Source organism: Mycobacterium sp. (assembly GCF_019243155.1).
Taxonomy (GTDB): Bacteria; Actinomycetota; Actinomycetes; order Mycobacteriales; family Mycobacteriaceae; genus Mycobacterium.
The window spans coordinates 1-19197 of sequence record NZ_JAFAUS010000278.1 but is presented as its reverse complement, the minus strand read 5'-3'; the positions used below and the strand labels follow the sequence as shown (position 1 = coordinate 19197).

The following is a 19197-nucleotide window of genomic DNA, read 5'->3' as shown; positions in this document are numbered from 1 at the left end:
CCCACTAGGCATGGAATCTGAACGCTTCCGCAAACTGCTCGACGTCCCGGGGCCGTTCGCCTCGGTGTACTTCGACGATTCGCACGACACCCACGACGCCGCCGCCCAGCTAGACCTCAAATTGCGCGCGGTCCGCGAGGAACTCGAACGCCGGCACGCAGACGAAGCGGTCATCGGCAAGATCGCAACCGCCGTCAACGACCTGCGCCCTCCGGTCGGCCGCAGCGGTCGAGCGGTAATCGCCAGTGCCGACGGCGTGGCGATCAACGAGCATCTGGCGTTGCCGACCCCCGCGACCGTCGTCCGAGTGTCCGAATTGCCTTATATCGTCCCGATTCTGGCGCAGAGCTTCGATCATCCGGATTACGTCCTGGTGATCGTCGACCACACCGGCGCCGACATCACCACCCATGTCGGGGGCAGGCTGCGCTCGGAAGCCGTCGACGGCGGCGGGCACCCGGTACACAAAGCCGCGGGAGCCGAAAACGCGGGATACGGTGACGCCCAGATGCGCACCGACGAAGCCGCGCGCAAGAATCTGCGCGCGGTCGCCGACCGCGTCAGCGAACTCGTCGACCACCATGAGTTCGACGTGATCTTCGTGGTGGGCGAGGTCCGATCGCGTTCCGATCTGATCGCGGAGCTGCCCGAACGATTGCACGAGCGCATCGCTGCCCTTGAAGTGGGAGCGCGGCACAGCGGTCACGACTTCAACGAGGTCGAGGAGGCCATCGAAGCCGAATTCCTCAAGCGCCAGCTACGGACGATCGATGAGGTCGCCCGGCGGTTCACCGCCGAGATCGGGCGGCAGTCGGGCCTGGCGGCCGAAGGGCTGGGCGCGGTGTGCTCGGCGCTGCGGCAGGGCGCGGTCGAGACGCTGATCATCGGCGACATCGAGGACGCCACCGTCGTCTCCGACGAGGAGCGGACGACCATCGCCGAGAACGAAAACGTGCTATCCGAGCAGGGTGCCGCGCCGGCCAAGACGCTGCGGGCCGACGAGGCGCTCCCGATGTTCGCGACCTCTATCGGGGCCGCGCTGGTTCGCACCGACGAGCGCATCGCCCCGGTCGACGGGGTGGGCGCGGTGCTGCGCTATGCGCCCACGTTGCACGAGCCCGTCGGCTGATGAGAGCGGTGGCGGAGGGATTTGAACCCCCGGACGGTTTTAGCCGTCTCTCGCTTTCAAGGCGAGTGCATTAGGCCGCTCTGCCACGCCACCGCTGATAAGGGTAACGGGGTCGGTGGCCCGCCCGGCTTCCTAGTAGCGTGACCCGCATGCGCGCAATCGTCGCCGAATCTTCCGATCAACTTTCCTGGCAAGAAGTGCCGGATGTGTCCGCCGGGCCCGGCGAGGTGCTGATCAAGGTCGTCGCGGCCGGTGTGAACCGGGCCGACCTGTTGCAGGCCGCCGGCAAGTATCCGCCGCCGCCGGGTGCGAGCGAGATCATCGGCATGGAGGTGTCGGGCGTCGTCGCCGAGGTCGGCTCCGGCGTCACCGAATGGACTGTCGGACAACACGTTTGCGCACTGCTCGCCGGCGGCGGGTACGCCGAGCACGTCGTCGTCCCCGTCGGCCAGGTGATGCCGATCCCGTCGGGAGTCGACCTGGTCGACGCCGCCGGGCTGCCAGAGGTGGCGTGCACGGTGTGGTCCAACCTGGTGCTGACGGCCCACCTGGGCCAAGGCCAGTTGCTGTTGATGCACGGCGGGGCCAGCGGCATCGGGACCCACGCCATTCAGGTGGCCCGGGTGCTGGGCGCCCGGGTGGCGGTCACGGCGGGCTCGGAGGAGAAGCTGCAGACCTGTCGCGACCTGGGGGCCGAGATCACCATCAACTACCGCGACGAGGACTTCGTGGCGCGGCTGCAGGAATCCGGCGGGGCGGACGTGATCTTCGACATCATGGGCGCCTCCTATCTGGACCGCAATATCGACGCGCTTGCCAGCGATGGCCAGCTGGTCATCATCGGCATGCAGGGCGGGCTGAAGGGCGAGCTCAACATCGGCAAGCTGCTGGCCAAGCGGGCGCACGTCATCGGCACGACGCTGCGGGGACGGCCGACCAGCGGCCCACACAGCAAGAGCGAGATCGTGGCGGCGGTGACCGACGCGGTCTGGCCGATGATCGCCGACGGACGGGTGCGGCCGATCATCGGCGAGCGGATTCCGATCCAGCGGGCGGGGGCCGCCCACCAGAAGCTGGCGGACGGCGAGGTGCACGGAAAGATCGTGCTGACGCTAAAGGCTTAGCCCAGCGACGCGAGCGCTCGCACCAACTGGTCGACCTCGGCCGTCGTCGAGTAGTGCGCCAGCCCCACGGTGACCGCGCCACCAATGTCGTTGACGCCCAACACGTCCAGAGCGCGCGAGCTCTCACTGGTGATGGCCAGGATGCCGTTGTCGGCCAACCGTTGCACCACCCGTTCGGCGGGAACACCGTGTAAAGCAAAGCTGACGACCGGAATTCGCACCTCGGGACGGCCGATCACCATCACCAACGGCAACGACCGCAGCGACACCATCAGGTAGTCGTAGATCCGGTTCAGATACGAACTGGCGGATTGCATTGACACCGACAGGCGTTCGCGCCGACTGCCGCGAGCGGACTCGTCGAGCGCGGCCAGGTACTCGATGCTGGCGACCACTCCGGCCAACAGGCCGAACTGGTGCGCGCCGGTCTCCAGCCGGGCCGGCCCGGTGGCCTTGGGGTCCGTCGAGATCGAGCTGAACGAGTTGAGCAGCACCGGATCGCGAAACACGATCGCACCGATCGGGGGGCCGCCCCACGCCGCGGCGTTGACGGCGACGACGTCGGCGTCGGTCTCCTTGACGTCGAGCAACCGGTAAGGCGCCGCGGCGGAATGGTCGACGACCACCAACCCCCCGACGTCGTGCACCAGCTTGGTCATCGCGCGCAGGTCGGTGACCGTGCCCAGCGTCGCCGACGCGGAGGCCACCGCCACCAGTCTGGTCGACTTGCCGATCAGGCCCTCCCACTGCCACGTCGGCAGCTCGCCGGTCTCGATGTCGATCTCGGCCCACTTCACCTTGGCGCCGTAGCGATGGGCCGCGCGCAGCCACGGCGCGATGTTCGCCTCATCGTCGAGGCGGCTGACGACGACCTCGTAGCCCAGGCCGGCCCGCGACGACGACGCCTCGGCAAGCGACGACAACAGGATCGCGCGGTCCGAGCCCAGCACGACACCGGCGGGATCGGCGTTCACCAGATCGGCCACCGCCGCGCGCGCCGCCTCCAGGACGGCCGCGCTGCGCTGCGCCGACGGGTGCGCACCGACCGTGCTGGGGCCGGACCTGCGGAACGCGGTCGACACCGTGGTCGCGACGGAATCGGGGATCAACATCCCGGACGGCGCATCGAAGTGCACCCAACCGTCACCCAGGGACGGATGCAGTCCACGCACCCGGGCGACGTCATAAGCCATGAAAGCCACCTTAGAGCTTCCGCTTTTGGGCGAAATTGTGACGGTAGCGGGTGCCTAGAAAGGTGGAAGCCGTTCCTGCCAGTCGGTGGCCTCCCGAGCCAGGGCACCCGGCCAGCCATACTAGTCGAGTGGGGCTCTGGTTCGGAACGCTGGTTGCATTGTTTTTGCTGATAGCGCCCGGGGCGACCGTCGCACGTATCAGTCAGTTGTCGTGGCCAGTTGCCGTCGCAGTGGGCCCGGCGTTGACCTATGGCGTGGTGGCGCTCGCCATTATTCCGTTTGGTGCCATCGGGATCCCGTGGAACGGCTGGACGGCGCTGGCCACGCTGGTCGCGGTGTGCCTGTTGATGACGGTCCTGCAGCTCCTGCTCGCCCGCTACCGCGACACCACCGCCGAAGCCCGCGCGATGAGTCGCTGGCCGGCGCTGACGGTGGCGGCCGGCGTGCTGCTGGGGACGCTGCTGATCATGTGGGCGGCCTACCGCGGCCTGGCGGCGCATTGGCAGACCATCCCGAGCACCTGGGACGCGGTCTGGCACGCCAACGAGGTGCGATTCATATTGGACACCGGCCAGGCGTCGTCCACCCACATGGGTGAGCTGCGCAATGTCGAGACGCATCAGGCGTTGTATTACCCGTCGGTGTTCCACGCGCTGGTCGCCGTCTTCTGTCAGCTCACTGGCGCGGCCCCCACCACCGGGTACACGGTGAGCTCGGTGGCCGCGTCTGTCTGGTTGTTCCCGTCGAGCGCGGCGATGCTGACCTGGCACCTGCTGCGGCCGCGCGTCAGCCAGTGGTGCACGGCGGGGGCCGCGGCCACCGCGGCGGCGCTGTCGGTGTCGTTCACCTCGCTGCCCTACGTCGAGTTCGGCGTCGCCGCGATGCCCAACCTGGCGGCCTACGGCATCGCGATCCCGACCTTCGTGCTGATCGCCTCGACGCTGCGGCATCGCGACCGCATCCCGTTAGCCGTGCTGGCGCTGGTGGGCGTGTTGTCGGTGCACCTCACCGGCGGGTTCGTCGTCATCTTGTTCCTGCTGGCGTGGTGGCTGTTGGACGCGGTGTGGCATCCGGTGCGCGGGCGGATCGCCGACGCGCTGACGCTGGCCGGTGTAGCCGTGCCGACCGGGCTGATCTTGGCGCCGCAGTTCCTGGGCGTGCTCAAGCAGGCCGACATCATCGCCGGGCATTCGTTCCCCAGCTTCAAGGGAGGCAGGCAGGGCCTGATCGACGCCGTCACACAGCACACCCGCCACCTCAACGACTTTCCGACCCAGTACAAGCTCCTGGTGCTGGCGGCCGTTGGCATGGCGATCCTGCTGTACAAGAGGGTTTGGTGGCCGACCGCGGTGTGGCTGCTGCTAATCGTGGCGATCGTCTATTCGGGGGCGCCGGCGAGCTTCAGAGGTCCGATCGGCAACTCGATCGAAGAATTCAGTCAGTTCTTCTACAACGACCCGCGGCGACTCTCCGGAGTCGTCGCAATGCTGTTGGGGCCGATGGCGGGCATCGGGTTGTTCGCGATCGTGGTGCTGGTGGTCGCCGGGGCCAGACGGCTCACCGGACGGTTCCGGCAACTGCCCGGACCGGTATGGATCGCGGCCACCGCCGTCCTGCTGGCGGTGGCATGCGTCTACACGGCCCGGCACTACTTCCTGCCGCACAAGGTGCTGTTCGGGGACAAATACGACTCGGTGATCATCGACAAGCGCGACCTGCTGGCCATGGCCTATCTGGCCAAACAGCCCGGGGCGCACGACACCCTGATCGGCGACTCGAACATCGACGGCACCGCGTGGATGTACGCCGTTGCCGATCTGCATCCGTTGTGGACCCACTACGACTTCCCACAGCAGACGGGCCCTGGCTACTACCGATACATTTTCTGGACCTCCGCCCGCAAGGGCGATTCGGATCCAAAGGTGCTCGAGGCGATCAAAGCGCTGAATATTCGCTACATCCTGACCAGCACACCGAACGTGCGCGGGTTTGGCACGCCGGACGGACTAGTGTCGCTAGATAAGTCGAAGTCGTGGGCGCTGATCTACGACAACGGCGGAGCGAAGATCTACGAATGGCGCGGCAGTGGCGAGACGCCACACTCGTGAGCCCGCAAAGGACGGTGATGGATTGAGTACCCCCAACGACGATGACGGCATCGAGGTCATCGGCGGCGTTGATCCGCGGATCATGTCGGTAGCCGACGACGACTCCGATGAGCGCTCCCTGACCGACTTGGTTGAGCAGCCGGCAAAGGTGATGCGGATCGGGACCATGATCAAGCAGCTGCTGGAGGAGGTGCGGGCCGCTCCACTGGACGAGGCCAGCCGCAACCGCCTGCGCGAAATCCACGCGACCAGCATCCGGGAGCTGGAAGAGGGCCTGGCGCCCGAACTTCGAGAGGAACTCGACCGCCTCACGCTGCCCTTCAACGAGGACGCGGTGCCGTCCGACGCCGAACTGCGCATCGCGCAGGCGCAGTTGGTGGGCTGGCTGGAAGGACTGTTCCACGGCATCCAGACCGCGCTGTTCGCCCAGCAGATGGCCGCTCGGGCTCAGCTGGAGAAGATGCGCCAGGGTGCGCTCCCCCCGGGCCTGGGCAAGGCGGGCGGCGCCCCCGGACACGGTCAATACCTCTAAGCAGAGGCAAGTAGTTCACAGTGCCGGGTTCTGGTCCCCATATCGAGACACATAACGCGTGGGTGGAATTTCCCATCTTCGACGCCAAGTCACGCTCCTTGAAGAAGGCCTTCCTGGGTAAGGCGGGCGGCACGATCGGTCGCAACAGCTCCAACGTGGTCGTCATCGAGGCATTGCGGGACATCTCGATGTCCCTCGAGCTGGGCGACCGCGTCGGTCTGGTCGGCCATAACGGGGCCGGGAAATCGACTCTGCTGCGCCTACTTTCGGGCATCTACGAGCCGACGCGGGGCTGGGCTACAGTCACCGGTCGGGTCGCGCCGGTCTTCGACCTCGGGGTCGGCATGGACCCTGAGATCTCCGGCTACGAGAACATCATCATTCGCGGCCTGTTCCTCGGACAGACCCGAAAGCAGATGCAGTCCAAGGTGGATGAGATCGCGGAGTTCACCGAGCTGGGTGACTACTTGTCGATGCCGCTGCGCACCTACTCCACCGGCATGCGGGTGCGGCTGGCGATGGGCGTGGTCACCAGCATCGACCCCGAGATCCTGCTGCTCGACGAAGGGATCGGCGCGGTGGACGCCGACTTCCTCAAGAAGGCCCAGTCGCGGTTGCAAAGCCTGGTTGAGCGTTCCGGAATCCTGGTCTTCGCAAGCCATTCCAACGAATTCCTGGCCCGGCTCTGCAAGACCGCGATGTGGATCGACCACGGACAGATTCGGCTCACCGGCGGCATCGAAGACGTCGTGCGCGCCTACGAAGGTGAGGACGCGGCCCGCCATGTGCGCGAGGTGCTGCACGAAACCCGCGGCACCCAGGCCGGACAGCCGCTGGCGCAAAGAGCTTCCGGGGATGACTGAGTCCGTCTACGCCGTCGTCGTCACGCACCGGCGTCCCGATGAGCTGGCCAAGTCGCTCGATGTGCTGAGCACCCAAACCCGGTTGCCCGATCACCTCATCGTGGTGGACAACGACTTTTCGGGCGATCAAGGGGGCTCCAACCGCGTCCGCGATCTGGTCGACGGGCAGCCGATTCCCACCACCTACCTGGGTTCACGCCGAAACCTCGGTGGCGCAGGAGGTTTCGCCATCGGGATGTTGCACGCGCTGGCTTCGGGCGCCGACTGGGTGTGGCTGGCCGACGATGACGGACGCCCACAGGACTCCCACGTCCTGCAGACGCTGCTGGCCTGTGCCCAAAAGCACGGCCTGGCCGAGGTATCGCCGATGGTGTGCAACATGGACGACCCGGACCGGCTGGCCTTTCCGCTGCGTCGCGGCCTGGTATGGCGCAGGCAGACAAGCGAATTGCGCACCGCGGAGGGTCAGGACCTGCTGGCCGGGATAGCGTCGCTGTTCAACGGCGCGCTGTTCAGGGCGTCCACCCTGGAATCGATCGGTGTGCCGGACCTGCGGCTGTTCATCCGCGGCGACGAGGTGGAGATGCACCGGCGACTGGTGCGCTCGGGCCTGCCGTTCGGCACCTGCCTCGACGCGATCTATCTGCACCCCTGCGGATCCGCCGAATTCCGGCCGATCCTGGGCGGACGGATGCACACCCAATATCCCGACAACGCCACCAAGCGGTTCTACACCTACCGCAACCGTGGCTACCTGATGGCGCAGCCCGGTCTGCGCAAGCTGCTGTTCCAGGAGTGGGTGCGGTTCGGCTGGTTCTTCCTGGTGACCCGCCGCGACCCCAAGGGACTGTTGGAGTGGATTCGGTTGCGCCGCTTGGGGCGTCGCGAGCAATTCGGGAAGCCAGGAGGAGCGGCGTGACGTTCATCGACGCGGCTGCACAGTCGCGGACCTTCACCCGCGCCCGAGGTGATCTGGCCGACGGGTTCCGCCGTCATGAGCTGTGGCTGCATCTGGGCTGGCAGGACATCAAGCAGCGGTACCGCCGCTCGGTCCTCGGCCCGTTCTGGATCACCATCGCCACAGGAACGACGGCCGTCGCGATGGGTGGCTTGTATTCCAAGCTGTTTCACCTCGAGCTGTCCGTGCATCTGCCGTATGTGACGCTGGGGCTGATCATCTGGAACCTGATCAATGCGTCCATCCTCGAGGGCGCCGACGTGTTCGTCGCCAACGAGGGACTGATCAAGCAATTGCCGACGCCGCTGAGCGTGCACGTCTACCGGCTGGTGTGGCGGCAGCTGCTGTTGTTCGCGCACAACATCGTCATCTATTTCGTCGTCGCGATGATCTATCCAAAGCCGTGGTCGTGGGCCGACCTGTCGGTCATCCCCGCGTTGGGACTGATCGTGCTCAACTGCATATGGGTGTCACTGTGTTTCGGCATCCTGGCGACCCGCTACCGCGATATCGGTCCACTGCTGTTGTCGATCGTGCAGCTGCTGTTCTTCATGACGCCGATCATCTGGAACGACGACACCTTGCGGCAGCAGGGCGCCGGGCGATGGTCGAGCATCGTGGAACTCAACCCGCTGCTGCACTACCTCGACATCGTTCGTTCCCCGCTGCTGGGCGCGCACCAGGAACTGCGGCATTGGGAAGTGGTGCTGGTGCTGACGGCCGTCGGGTGGGTGCTGGCGGCCTTCGCGATGCGGCAATACCGGGCCCGGGTGCCCTACTGGGTGTAACCCCGGCCGACCGGATCACTGAAATTGGTGGTAGCGGCGGCCCCGCGGTGGTGCAACACTGATACGCCATCCAGACAAACGGGGCGAAAGGTCCACGGACGTGAGCAAGAAAGCCCAATCGGCGGCGGATACGGCGCGGGAGAATCTGGCCGCGGAACTGGACCGGCTACGGCAGCGGCGTGATCGTCTGGAAACCGAAGTCAAGAACGACCGCGGCATGGTGGGCGACCACGGCGACGCGGCCGAGGCGATCCAGCGCGCCGACGAGCTGGTTGTCCTGACCGACCGGATCAACGAACTGGACCGGCGGTTGCGCGCCGGGCCGTCGGACTCACCGGAGTCGGCGACGCTGCCCGGTGGCACCGAGGTGACGCTGCGATTCCCCGACGGTGAGGTCGTCACGATGCATGTGATCTCGATCGTCGAGGAGACACCCGTCGGCCGGGAAGCCGAGACGCTGACCGCGCGCAGCCCGTTGGCCAAGGCCCTCGCCGGCCGTCGGGCGGGCGACACCGTGACCTACTCGACCCCGCAGGGTGAGAACCAGGTCGAACTGATCTCGGTCAAACTGCCCAAGTAGCGCCCCCTGGAACGCGGGGAGCCACCGTTAGACTCCGCATAATGGTTGCCCCGCTGCCCGATTCCGCGCCGCAGGTCTCGCAGTTGAGCCTGACCACGCAGGTCACGCGTTTCGTCGTGACCGGCGGTCTGTCGGCGGTGGTTGACTTCAGCCTCTACATGCTGCTCTGGAAGGTCGTGGGCGTCCAGGTCGACGCGTCCAAGGCCACCAGCTTCATCGTCGGCACCATCACGGCCTACCTGATCAACCGTCGGTGGACCTTCCAGGCGGCTCCCAGCACCGCCCGGTTCGTCGCGGTCATGGTTCTCTACGCCATCACCTTCGCCGTGCAGGTCGGTCTCAACCATCTGTGCCTGGTGCTTCTGCACTACCGGGGGTGGGCTCCCATCGTCGCCTTCGTGATCGCGCAGGGCACCGCGACGGTGATCAACTTCGTCGTGCAACGGGCGGTAATCTTCCGCATCCGCTGAGCCGTGTTCTGCAAGCGGTACCCTCTTTGACGATGTTGAGCACCGATGTACCGACCACCACCACCCGGCTGATGGGCTTTGGCCGCACCGCGCCGTCGGTGGCCCAGGTGCTCTCCACCCGCGATCCCGAGGTCATCGCCAAGGCCGTCGCCCAGGTCGCCGACACGGCCGGTCACAAGGGGCGGGGCGTCATCGCGCGCGGGCTGGGCCGGTCCTACGGCGACAACGCGCAAAACGGCGGCGGCCTGGTGATCGACATGACCGGGCTCAATCGCATCCACTCGATCAGCGCCGACACCCGGCTGGTCGATGTTGACGCCGGCGTCAGCCTGGACCAGTTGATGAAGGCGGCGCTGCCGTTCGGGCTATGGGTTCCGGTGCTGCCGGGAACCCGCCAGGTCACCGTCGGGGGCGCGATCGCCTGCGACATCCACGGCAAGAACCACCACAGCGCGGGCAGCTTCGGCAACCACGTGCGCAGCATGGACCTGCTGATGGCCGACGGCACGGTCCGCACGATCACGCCCGACGGAAGCGACGCCGAGCTGTTCTGGGCCACCGTCGGCGGTAACGGGCTGACGGGCATCGTCTTGCGCGCCACCATCGCGATGACGCCGACCGAGACCGCGTACTTCATCGCCGACGGCGTCGCCACCAAGGACCTCGACGAGACGGTCGCCGTTCACCTCGACGGCAGCGAAAGCAACTACACCTACTCCAGCGCCTGGTTCGACCTGATCAGTCCGCCGCCGAAACTCGGGCGGGCCGCGGTCAGCCGGGGCAGCCTGGCGACGCTGGACCAGCTGCCCAAGAAGCTGGCCAAGGATCCGCTGAAATTCGATGCGCCGCAGCTGTTGACGGTGCCGGACATATTTCCGATCAGCGCGCTGAACAAACTGTCGTTCATGGCTATCGGCGAGATCTATTACCGGCTGGGCGGAACCTACACCGGCAAGATCCAGAATCTGTCGCAGTTCTATCACATGCTCGATCTGGTCAGCGGCTGGAACAATGCTTACGGGCCAAGCGGTTTCGCCCAACATCAGTTCCTGGTCCCGCCCGACGCGATGGACGAGTTCAAGGCCATCATCCGCTGGATTCAGACCAGCGGCCACTACTCGGCGTTGAACGTCTTCAAGCTCTTCGGCCCCGGCAACCGCGCACCGCTGAGTTTCCCGATGGCGGGCTGGAACGTCGCGATGGATTTCCCCAACAAGCCGGGGATCAACGAGTTTCTCAACGAACTCGACCGTCGCGTACTGGAATTCGGCGGGCGGGTGTACACCGCCAAGGACTCCCGGGTGAACGCCGACACCTTCCACGCCATGTACCCGCGCATCGACGAGTGGATTGCGGTGCGCCGCAGGGCGGACCCCGAACGGGTGTTCGCGTCCGACATGGCCCGACGTTTGGAGTTGCTCTAAATGGTGCTCGATGCCGTAGGAAATCCGCAGACCATCCTGCTGCTGGGCGGTACCTCCGAGATCGGGCTCGCCATCTGTGAGCGCTACCTGAAGAACGCCCACGCGCGGATTGTGCTGGCCGCCATGCCCAATGACCCGGGCCGCGACGACGCGGTGGCCCAGATGAAGGCGGCCGGCGCGAAGTCGGTGCAGCTGATCGACTTCGAGGCCACCGACCCCGACAGCCACCCCAAGATGATCGACGAGGCATTCGCCGACGGCGATGTCGACGTGGTGATCGTCGCGTTCGGCATCCTCGGCGACGCCGAGGAGCTGTGGCAGAACCAGCGCAAGGCCGTGCTGGCCGCCGAGATCAACTACACCGCCGCTGTTTCGGTGGGCGTGTTGCTGGGCGAGAAGATGCGTGCTCAGGGCTTCGGCCAGATCATCGCGATGAGCACCGTGGCCGGGGAGCGGGTGCGGCGGTCCAACTTCGTCTACGGCTCCACCAAAGCGGGGCTCGACGGTTTCTATCTCGGATTGGCAGAAGCGTTGCGCGAGTTCGGCGTTCGTGTTCTGGTGATCCGGCCCGGCCAGGTACGTACCCGGATGAGCGCGCACGTCAAGGAAGCGCCGCTGACCGTCGATAAGGAGTACGTCGCCAACCTCGCGGTGACCTCGGCCGCAAAAGGTAAGGAATTGGTTTGGGCCCCAGCAGCATTCCGGTACGTGATGATCGTGTTGCGACACATCCCGCGGACAATCTTCCGCAAGTTGCCAATCTGATCATGCGTAACGCGCTGGCCGCCCTGGGCCAGATGGCAGTTGCGGCGATGGTGGCCGTTGTTGTCGCGGTGCTGTCGCTGACGGCCATCGCCCGCGTTCAATGGCCCGCCTTCCCGTCGTCCAACCAGCTGCACGCGCTGACCACCGTCGGGCAGGTCGGCTGCCTGGCCGGTCTGGTCGCGGTCGGCTGGCTGTGGCGGCGTTCCACCCGTCCCCGTGGCCGGCTGGCGGCACAGCTCGGCGGCCTGGTCTTCGTGTCCGCGTTCACCGTCGTCACGCTGGGCATGCCGCTCGGGGCGACCAAGCTGTATCTGTTCGGCATCTCCGTCGACCAGCAGTTCCGCACCGAGTACCTGACCCGGCTCGCCGACAGCCCAGCCCTGGCGGACATGACCTACATCGGGCTGCCGCCCTACTATCCGCCGGGCTGGTTCTGGATCGGCGGGCGCGCCGCGGCGCTCAGCGGGACACCGGCCTGGGAGATCTTCAAGCCGTGGGCCATCACCTCGATCACCGTCGCCGTCGCGGTCGCCCTGGTGTTGTGGGGGCGGTTGGTCCGCTTCGAATACGCGCTGACCGTCACCACCGCATCCGCGGCGGTCGCGTTGGCCTACAGCTCGCCCGAGCCGTACTCGGCGATGATCACGGTGCTGCTGCCGCCAGTGCTGGTGCTTGCGTGGTCGGGCCTGCGCGGTGGCGCGCGGTCGGGCGGCTGGGCGGCGGTGGTCGGCACCGGGTTGTTCCTCGGCTGGACGGCCACCTGGTACCCGCTGCTGTTCGCTTTCAGCGCCTTCACGCTCGCATTGATGGGATGCGGGCTGGCCGCGGCGCGCTGGCGGGCTAGCGGCGTCAAGGCCACATTCGATCCGCTGCGGCGGCTGGCCGTCGTCGCCGTCCTCGCGGCGGCGATCGGCGCCATCACCTGGACACCGTTTCTGCTGCGGGCGGCGCACAGCCCGATCAGCAACACCGGTAGCGCCAACCACTACCTGCCGGCCGACGGCGCCGTGCTGACCTTCCCGATGCTGCAGTTCTCGCTGCTCGGAACGGTCTGCATGGTGGGCACGCTGTGGCTGGCGGTGCGCGCCGGCTCGTCGGTGCGGGCGGCGGCACTGACGATCGGCGTGCTGGCCGTCTACCTGTGGTCGCTGTTGTCGATGCTGACCACGCTGGCGCGCACGACGCTGTTGTCGTTCCGGCTGCAGCCGACGCTGACCGTGCTGCTGGTCGTCGCCGGTGTGTTCGGCTTCCTGGAAGCCACCCGGGCGCTAACCGCGCGAGCCGTCGACCGCGACTGGAGCCGGGGGGCGCAACGGTCGATCGTCCCGGTAGCGGGTGCCATCGGCCTGGCCGCCGCGATCGCGTTCAGCCAGGACATCCCCGACGTGCTGCGGCCGGACCTCACCATCGCCTACACCGACACCGACGGCGGCGGGCAGCGCGGCGACCGGCGGCCGCCCAGCTCGGAGAAGTTCTACCCCACCATCGACGCCGCGATCGTGCGGGAGACCGGCAAGCCCCGCAACCAGACCGTGGTGATGACCGCTGACTACAGCTTCCTGTCCTTTTACCCCTACTGGGGATTCCAGGGACTGACGTCGCACTACGCCAACCCGCTCGCGCAGTTCGACCTGCGCGCCGCGCAGATCAACAAGTGGGCCACGCTCAAGACCGCCGACGAGTTGATCCACGCCCTGGACACCTGCCCGTGGCCGCCCCCGACGGTCTTCCTGATGCGGCGCGGCGCAGTAGGCAACTACACCCTTCGGCTGGCCGAGGACGTGTATCCCAACCAGCCCAACGTGCGCCGCTACACCGTCGATCTGCGTGGCGCCCTGTTCGACAGCCCGGCTTTCGCCGTCCAGAGCGTCGGTCCGTTCGTCCTGGCCGTGCGCAAGCCGGCGGCCCAGCCCGTGGCGAGCGGCCGATGAGCACCGACACCTCGCGGCAGACGGCCGAAGAACTAGCATCTAGCTCCGTGAACGACACGGAAGGAAACCACCGGATCGCCCGGCTGGTCGCTACCGTCGCCGGTCTACTCGGAGCCCTGCTGGCGATCGCCACCCCGCTGCTGCCGGTCAACCAGACCACCGCGCACCTGAACTGGCCCCAGAACGGCACGTTCAACAGCGTCGAGGCGCCGCTGATCGGGTACGTCGCCACCGAGCTGAACGTCACCATCCCGTGCCAGGCCGCCGCCGGATTGGCCGGCCCGCAGAACGCGTCCAAGACGGTGCTGCTGTCGACTGTGCCCAAACAGGCCCCCAAGGCCGTCGACCGCGGGCTGCTCATCCTGCGCGCCAACGACGAGCTGGTGCTCGTGGTGCGCAACGTTCCGGTGGTCAGCGCCCCGCTGAGCCAGGTCCTCAGCCCGGCATGCCAGCGGCTGACCTTCACCGCCCACGCCGACCGGGTCACCGCCGAATTCGTCGGGCTGACGCAAGGACCGAACGCGGAGCACCCCGGCTCACCCCTGCGCGGCGAGCGCAGTGGCTACGACTTCCGCCCGCAGATCGTCGGCGTGTTCACCGACCTGGCTGGACTGACGCCCCCGGGCCTGAGCTTCTCGGCGACCATCGACACCCGCTACAGCAGCAGCCCCACCACGCTGAAGCTGGCCGCGATGATCCTCGGGGTGGTGCTGACCGTCGCCGCGCTGGCGGCGCTGCACGTGCTCGACACCGCCGACGGCACCCGGCACCGCCGCTTCCTGCCGCCGCGCTGGTGGTCGATCGGCGGGCTGGACGCCCTCGTCATCGCCGTGCTGACGTGGTGGCATTTCGTCGGCGCCAACACCTCCGACGACGGCTACATCCTGACCATGGCCCGGGTGTCCGAGCACGCCGGCTACATGGCCAACTACTACCGGTGGATCGGCACGCCCGAGGCCCCGTTCGGCTGGTACTACGACCTGCTCGCGCTGTGGGCGCACGTCAGCACATCCAGCGTCTGGATGCGGCTGCCCACCTTGGTGATGGCGCTGACCTGCTGGTGGGCGATCAGCCGTGAAGTCATCCCCCGCCTGGGCGACGCGGTCAAGAAGAACCGCGCCGCGGCATGGACGGCGGCGGGCATGTTCCTCGCCGTGTGGCTGCCGCTGGACAACGGCCTGCGGCCCGAGCCGATCATCGCGCTGGGCATCCTGCTGACCTGGTGCTCGGTGGAACGGGCGGTGGCCACCAGCAGGCTGCTGCCGGTCGCGATCGCCTGCATCATCGGCGCGCTGACCCTGTTCTCGGGGCCCACGGGGATCGCCTCGATCGGTGCGCTGCTGGTGGCGATCGGCCCGCTGCGCACCATCCTGCACCGCAGATACAAGCGGTTCGGCGCGCTGCCACTGGTGGCGCCCTTGCTCGCCGCGGCCACCGTCACGATCATCCTGATCTTCCGCGACCAGACCCTGGCCGGCGAGATCCAGGCCACCGCCCTCAAGCGGGCCGTCGGGCCGAGCCTGAGCTGGTTCGACGAACACATCCGCTACGAGCGGCTGTTCATGGCCAGCCCGGACGGGTCGGTCGCCCGGCGCTTCGCCGTCCTGGCGCTGCTGCTCGCGCTCGGCATCTCGGTGGCAATGTCGTTGCGCAAGGGCCGAATTCCGGGCACCGCCAGCGGACCGAGTCTGCGCATCATGGGCATCACCATCATTTCGTTCCTGGCGATGATGTTCACCCCCACCAAGTGGACGCACCACTTCGGGGTGTTCGCGGGCCTGGCCGGATCACTGGGCGCGCTGGCCGCGGTCGCGGTCACCGCCGGGGCCATGCGGTCGCGACGCAACCGCACCGTGTTCGCCGCCGTCGTGCTGTTTCTGGTGGCGCTGTCCTTCGCCAGCGTCAACGGCTGGTGGTACGTGTCAAATTTCGGGGTGCCTTGGTCGAACGAATTTCCCGCCTGGCACTACGCGTTTGCGACGGCACTGCTGGGCCTGACCGTAGTGGTGTTGTTGTTGGGGGCGTGGTTCCACTTCGTTGCCACCGACTCGGGGACCCCGAACGGCACGCGGGCCGAACGAATCATCCAGTCTCCGTTGGCGGTTGCCACCTGGCTGCTGGTTGTCTTCGAGGTGGCATCGCTGACCCTGGCGATGACCGGGCAGTATCCGGCGTGGTCGGTGGGCCGGTCGAACCTCGAGGCGCTGGCCGGTAAGTCCTGCGGACTGGCCGAAGACGTGCTGGTGGAGCAGGATCCCAACATCGGCATGCTCTCGCCGGTGACGGGGCCGGTGGCCGACGCGCTGGGAGCCGGGTTGTCGGAAGCCTTCACCCCCAACGGCATTCCCGCTGACGTCCGCGCCGACCCGGTGATGGAACGCCCGGGCGACCGCAGCTTCGTCAACGACGAGGACAAGACCGCGACCACCAATCAGGCCGGCACCGAGGGCGGCACCACCCAGGCACCGGGGATCAACGGCTCGCCCGCCGCGCTGCCCTACAACCTCGACCCCGCCCGCACGCCGGTGCTGGGAAGTTGGCGGTCGGGTGTTCAGGTCGTCGCCCGGCTGCGGTCGGGCTGGTATCGACTGCCCGCCCGCGACCAGGCCCGGCCGCTGATGGTCGTGTCGGCCGCGGGCCGGTTCGACGCCCACGAGGTGCAGCTGCAATGGGCCACCGACGACGAGGCGGCCGCCGGGAAATCCGGTGGCTCACTGCAGTTCTCGGACGTCGGGGCGTCGCCGGCCTGGCGTAACCTGCGGCTGGCGCGCTCGGCGATCCCGAGCAACGCGACCCAGGTCCGCCTGGTCGCCAACGACGAAGACCTGGCTCCGCAGCACTGGATCGCGCTCACTCCGCCGCGGATTCCGCAACTGAGCACGCTGCAGGACGTGGTGGGCTCCGTCGACCCGGTGTTCTTGGATTGGCTTGTCGGACTGGCATTCCCGTGCCAGCGGCCGTTCGGTCATCAGAACGGCGTCGACGAGGCGCCGAAATGGCGCATCCTGCCCGACCGGTTCGGCGCCGAGGCCAACTCCCCGGTGATGGACAACAACGGCGGCGGCCCGCTGGGCGTCACCGAATTGCTGTTGAAGGCGACCACCATCGCCACCTATCTGAAGGAAGACTGGTCGCGGGACTGGGGCTCGTTACAGCGGTTGACGCCGTACTACCCCGACGCCCAGCCCGCTCAGTTGCAGTTGGGGGTGGCGACGCGCAGCGGCCTGTGGAACCCCGCGCCGCTGCGACACTGACGTCCAGACTGCCGCAACAACGAATCTGCCCCGCTTCTTCAAACCGGAAGCGGGGCAGATTGTTTCGTGCAAGCGACCTCAGGGTCACGGAAGGCTGGAGCGAAGCGGGTGGGTGATCGCCCAGCCGGGGTTGATGAAGTTCGCGGCGTAGTGGCGAATCGGGTGTAACGGACCGCTGTGCGGAACGTAGGGGCTCGCGGAGGCGACGGCCGGCATCAGGGACCCGGCGAGTGACAGACCGATGGTGGTCAGCCCGACGCCCGCGGCGACGCGAAGCTTGGAGACCTTCATGTCCTTCATGGTGGTGATTCCTATCTGCCGTATTTATCTTGGGTCGGCCCCGATGACCGACAACACAAGGTTGCGACAGCCCGCTTGCTAGATGGTCTAGAGATTCTTGCGAAATTCTTGCGTCCCACGCAGTGGGCCTATTGGATCGCAAGCTCCGTAAGCCTACACTTACAGTTCGTGGCCGCTTACCGAAGCGATAACGCCTGGCTGGCCCTGGGCGACGGCACGCGACGGGCCATCGTGGAGCGGCTCGCCCACGGTCCGCTGGCGGTCGGTGAACTGGCCCGCGACCTGCCCGTGAGCCGGCCCGCGGTGTCCCAACACCTCAAGGTGCTCAAGTCCGCCGGGCTGGTGCGCGACCGCGCCGCGGGAACCCGGCGGGTCTACCAGCTCGACCCGACCGGTCTCGAGGCCCTACGTGCCGACCTCGACCGGTTCTGGACGCAAGCGCTCACCAACTACGCCCAGACCATCGACGAGAGCAAGGGAGAAGCCCTATGACGCCGCAGCGAACCCCGAACGTCGCGCACCACGTGGTGGTCAACGCACCCATCGAGCGCGCGTTCGCCGTCTTCACCGATCAATTCGGGGCCATCAAACCCCGCGACCACAACCTGTTGGCGGTCCCGATCGCCGAGACGGTGCTGGAACCCCGGGTGGGAGGCGACATCTACGACCGCGGCGTCGACGGCAGCGTCTGCCGGTGGGCGCGCATCCTGGCCTTCGAACCGCCGCGGCGCCTGGTCTTCGCGTGGCACATCGGCGCGACATGGCAGCTGGAAACCGACCCCGGGAAGGCCAGCGAAGTCGAAGTCCGCTTCACCGCGCAGTCGGCCGAGCGCACCCTCGTCGAGATCGAACACCGCCATCTTGACCGCCACGGTCCGGGATGGCAGTCCCTCGCCGACGGCGTCGACGGCGACGCGGGCTGGCCGCTTTACCTTGGTCGCTACACCCAGCTGATGAGCACTGAGGTCGCGGAATGACCGCGGACCTGATGACCATGGCCCGTGCCGAGCGGGCCGACCTCGCCGAATTCCTGGCCACTTTGACGCCGCAGGATTGGGAGGCGCCCACCTTGTGTACCAAGTGGAACGTCAAAGACGTTGTCGCGCATGTGATCAGCTATGAGGAGCTCAGCACGGCGCAACTGGTGAAGCGGTTCGCGAAGGGCTGGATCGTGCGCACCAACCAGATCGGTGTCGACGAGTTCTCGTCCCTCGGTCCGCAGCAGCTACTCGAGTTTTTGCGCCATCATCTCCAACCACGCGGCCTGACAGCGGGTTTCGGCGGCATGATCGCGCTCGTCGACGGCACGATCCACCACCAGGACATCCGCCGCGCCCTCGGCCGGCCGCGTACCGTGCCCACCGACCGGCTCGAGCGGGTCCTGGGCCTGGTGCCCGGCAATCCGAGACTCGGTGCGGGACGCAGGATTCGGGGGCTGCGACTGCGCGCCGCCGACGTCGACTGGGCGCATGGCAACGGACCCGAGGTCACCGGGCCCGGCGAGGCGCTGCTGATGGCGATGAGCGGGCGACCCGCGGCGGTCGCCGACCTTGCGGGTCCTGGCGTGGACACGCTGGCCGCCAGGTTGAACGGATAGGCCTCAGGCCGAGAGGACTTCGAAGACGAACTCGGAGTTGCCGATCAGGATGTGGTCCCCGTCGGTCAGGGTGGCCCTGGGCGCAATGCGCTGCCCCTGCACCTCGACACCATTGGTCGACCGCACGTCGGTGATCATGAAACCCGTTCCGGTGTCCACGATTACGGCGTGATGCCGGCTG

General features: G+C 67.2%; 19 protein-coding genes and 1 tRNA gene. 16 read left to right on the top strand and 4 right to left on the bottom strand.

Annotation, left to right across the window (positions count from 1 at the left end):
* Positions 1-10 precede the first annotated feature (10 nt).
* Positions 11-1129 (top strand): hypothetical protein, encoded by a 1119-nt coding sequence (locus JOZ00_RS13810; protein WP_293344516.1) that lies wholly within the window; start codon positions 11-13, stop codon positions 1127-1129.
* 6 nt (positions 1130-1135) lie between these two features.
* Here the strand turns inward: JOZ00_RS13810 and JOZ00_RS13805 are convergent.
* Positions 1136-1222, bottom strand: a tRNA-Ser gene (locus tag JOZ00_RS13805).
* Between the two features lie 56 nt (positions 1223-1278).
* Between JOZ00_RS13805 and JOZ00_RS13800 the strand changes: the two genes are divergently transcribed.
* Positions 1279-2253, top strand: a complete 975-nt coding sequence (locus JOZ00_RS13800; protein ID WP_293344515.1) for an NAD(P)H-quinone oxidoreductase — start codon at positions 1279-1281, stop codon at positions 2251-2253.
* On the opposite strand, the gene JOZ00_RS13795 is transcribed toward JOZ00_RS13800, so the two are convergent.
* Complete coding sequence (locus tag JOZ00_RS13795) at positions 2250-3446, bottom strand: cysteine desulfurase-like protein (RefSeq protein WP_293344514.1); 1197 nt, start codon at positions 3444-3446, stop codon at positions 2250-2252. The genes JOZ00_RS13800 and JOZ00_RS13795 overlap by 4 nt on opposite strands.
* A gap of 128 nt (positions 3447-3574) precedes the next feature.
* On the opposite strand from JOZ00_RS13795, the gene JOZ00_RS13790 reads away from it, so the two are divergent.
* The 11 genes from JOZ00_RS13790 to JOZ00_RS13740 all read left to right on the top strand — a co-directional run bounded on the left by JOZ00_RS13790 (position 3575) and on the right by JOZ00_RS13740 (position 17119).
* A complete protein-coding gene (locus tag JOZ00_RS13790; protein ID WP_293344513.1) occupies positions 3575-5554 on the top strand; it encodes a DUF6541 family protein in 1980 nt (659 codons plus the stop codon).
* An 82-nt stretch (positions 5555-5636) separates the two neighbouring features.
* Complete coding sequence (locus JOZ00_RS13785; RefSeq protein WP_293344526.1) at positions 5637-6086, top strand: bacterial proteasome activator family protein; 450 nt, start codon at positions 5637-5639, stop codon at positions 6084-6086.
* 20 nt (positions 6087-6106) lie between these two features.
* On the top strand, positions 6107-6949 hold the full coding sequence (locus JOZ00_RS13780) for an ABC transporter ATP-binding protein (RefSeq protein WP_293344512.1): 843 nt from the start codon (positions 6107-6109) through the stop codon (positions 6947-6949).
* Entirely contained in the window at positions 6942-7868 is a 927-nt protein-coding gene (locus JOZ00_RS13775) for a glycosyltransferase family 2 protein (RefSeq protein WP_293344511.1), read from the top strand. The genes JOZ00_RS13780 and JOZ00_RS13775 overlap by 8 nt, the downstream gene beginning before the upstream one ends.
* On the top strand, positions 7865-8695 hold the full coding sequence (locus tag JOZ00_RS13770; protein ID WP_293344510.1) for an ABC transporter permease: 831 nt from the start codon (positions 7865-7867) through the stop codon (positions 8693-8695). The genes JOZ00_RS13775 and JOZ00_RS13770 overlap by 4 nt, the downstream gene beginning before the upstream one ends.
* A 100-nt stretch (positions 8696-8795) precedes the next feature.
* Positions 8796-9275, top strand: a complete 480-nt coding sequence (locus JOZ00_RS13765) for a GreA/GreB family elongation factor (RefSeq protein ID WP_293344509.1) — start codon at positions 8796-8798, stop codon at positions 9273-9275.
* A 41-nt stretch (positions 9276-9316) separates the two neighbouring features.
* Entirely contained in the window at positions 9317-9745 is a 429-nt protein-coding gene (locus JOZ00_RS13760) for a GtrA family protein (protein WP_293344508.1), read from the top strand.
* A 32-nt stretch (positions 9746-9777) separates the two neighbouring features.
* A complete protein-coding gene (locus tag JOZ00_RS13755) occupies positions 9778-11169 on the top strand; it encodes an FAD-binding oxidoreductase (protein WP_293344507.1) in 1392 nt (463 codons plus the stop codon).
* Positions 11170-11934: a decaprenylphospho-beta-D-erythro-pentofuranosid-2-ulose 2-reductase gene (locus JOZ00_RS13750; RefSeq protein ID WP_293344506.1), complete on the top strand. Its 765-nt coding sequence runs from the start codon at positions 11170-11172 to the stop codon at positions 11932-11934.
* A 2-nt stretch (positions 11935-11936) separates the two neighbouring features.
* Positions 11937-13865 (top strand): galactan 5-O-arabinofuranosyltransferase, encoded by a 1929-nt coding sequence (locus JOZ00_RS13745; RefSeq protein ID WP_293344505.1) that lies wholly within the window; start codon positions 11937-11939, stop codon positions 13863-13865.
* On the top strand, positions 13862-17119 hold the full coding sequence (locus tag JOZ00_RS13740) for an arabinosyltransferase domain-containing protein (protein WP_293344504.1): 3258 nt from the start codon (positions 13862-13864) through the stop codon (positions 17117-17119). The genes JOZ00_RS13745 and JOZ00_RS13740 overlap by 4 nt, the downstream gene beginning before the upstream one ends.
* An 84-nt stretch (positions 17120-17203) precedes the next feature.
* Here JOZ00_RS13740 and JOZ00_RS13735 read toward each other — a convergent pair whose 3' ends face one another.
* Positions 17204-17419 carry a hypothetical protein gene (locus JOZ00_RS13735; RefSeq protein WP_293344503.1) on the bottom strand — a complete coding sequence of 72 codons (216 nt, stop codon included), beginning with the start codon at positions 17417-17419 and terminating at the stop codon, positions 17204-17206.
* A gap of 168 nt (positions 17420-17587) precedes the next feature.
* Between JOZ00_RS13735 and JOZ00_RS13730 the strand changes: the two genes are divergently transcribed.
* Genes JOZ00_RS13730 through JOZ00_RS13720 form a run of 3 tightly spaced genes read left to right on the top strand, consistent with a single transcriptional unit; the run spans position 17588 to position 19016 of the window.
* Positions 17588-17911, top strand: a complete 324-nt coding sequence (locus JOZ00_RS13730) for a metalloregulator ArsR/SmtB family transcription factor (protein WP_293344502.1) — start codon at positions 17588-17590, stop codon at positions 17909-17911.
* On the top strand, positions 17908-18396 hold the full coding sequence (locus JOZ00_RS13725; protein ID WP_293344501.1) for an SRPBCC family protein: 489 nt from the start codon (positions 17908-17910) through the stop codon (positions 18394-18396). Before JOZ00_RS13730 ends, JOZ00_RS13725 begins: the two co-directional genes overlap by 4 nt.
* Complete coding sequence (locus tag JOZ00_RS13720; RefSeq protein WP_293344500.1) at positions 18393-19016, top strand: maleylpyruvate isomerase family mycothiol-dependent enzyme; 624 nt, start codon at positions 18393-18395, stop codon at positions 19014-19016. Before JOZ00_RS13725 ends, JOZ00_RS13720 begins: the two co-directional genes overlap by 4 nt.
* A 3-nt stretch (positions 19017-19019) precedes the next feature.
* On the opposite strand, the gene JOZ00_RS13715 is transcribed toward JOZ00_RS13720, so the two are convergent.
* Positions 19020-19197 (bottom strand): FHA domain-containing protein (locus JOZ00_RS13715; protein ID WP_293344525.1); only part of this gene is annotated, 178 nt, incomplete at its 5' end.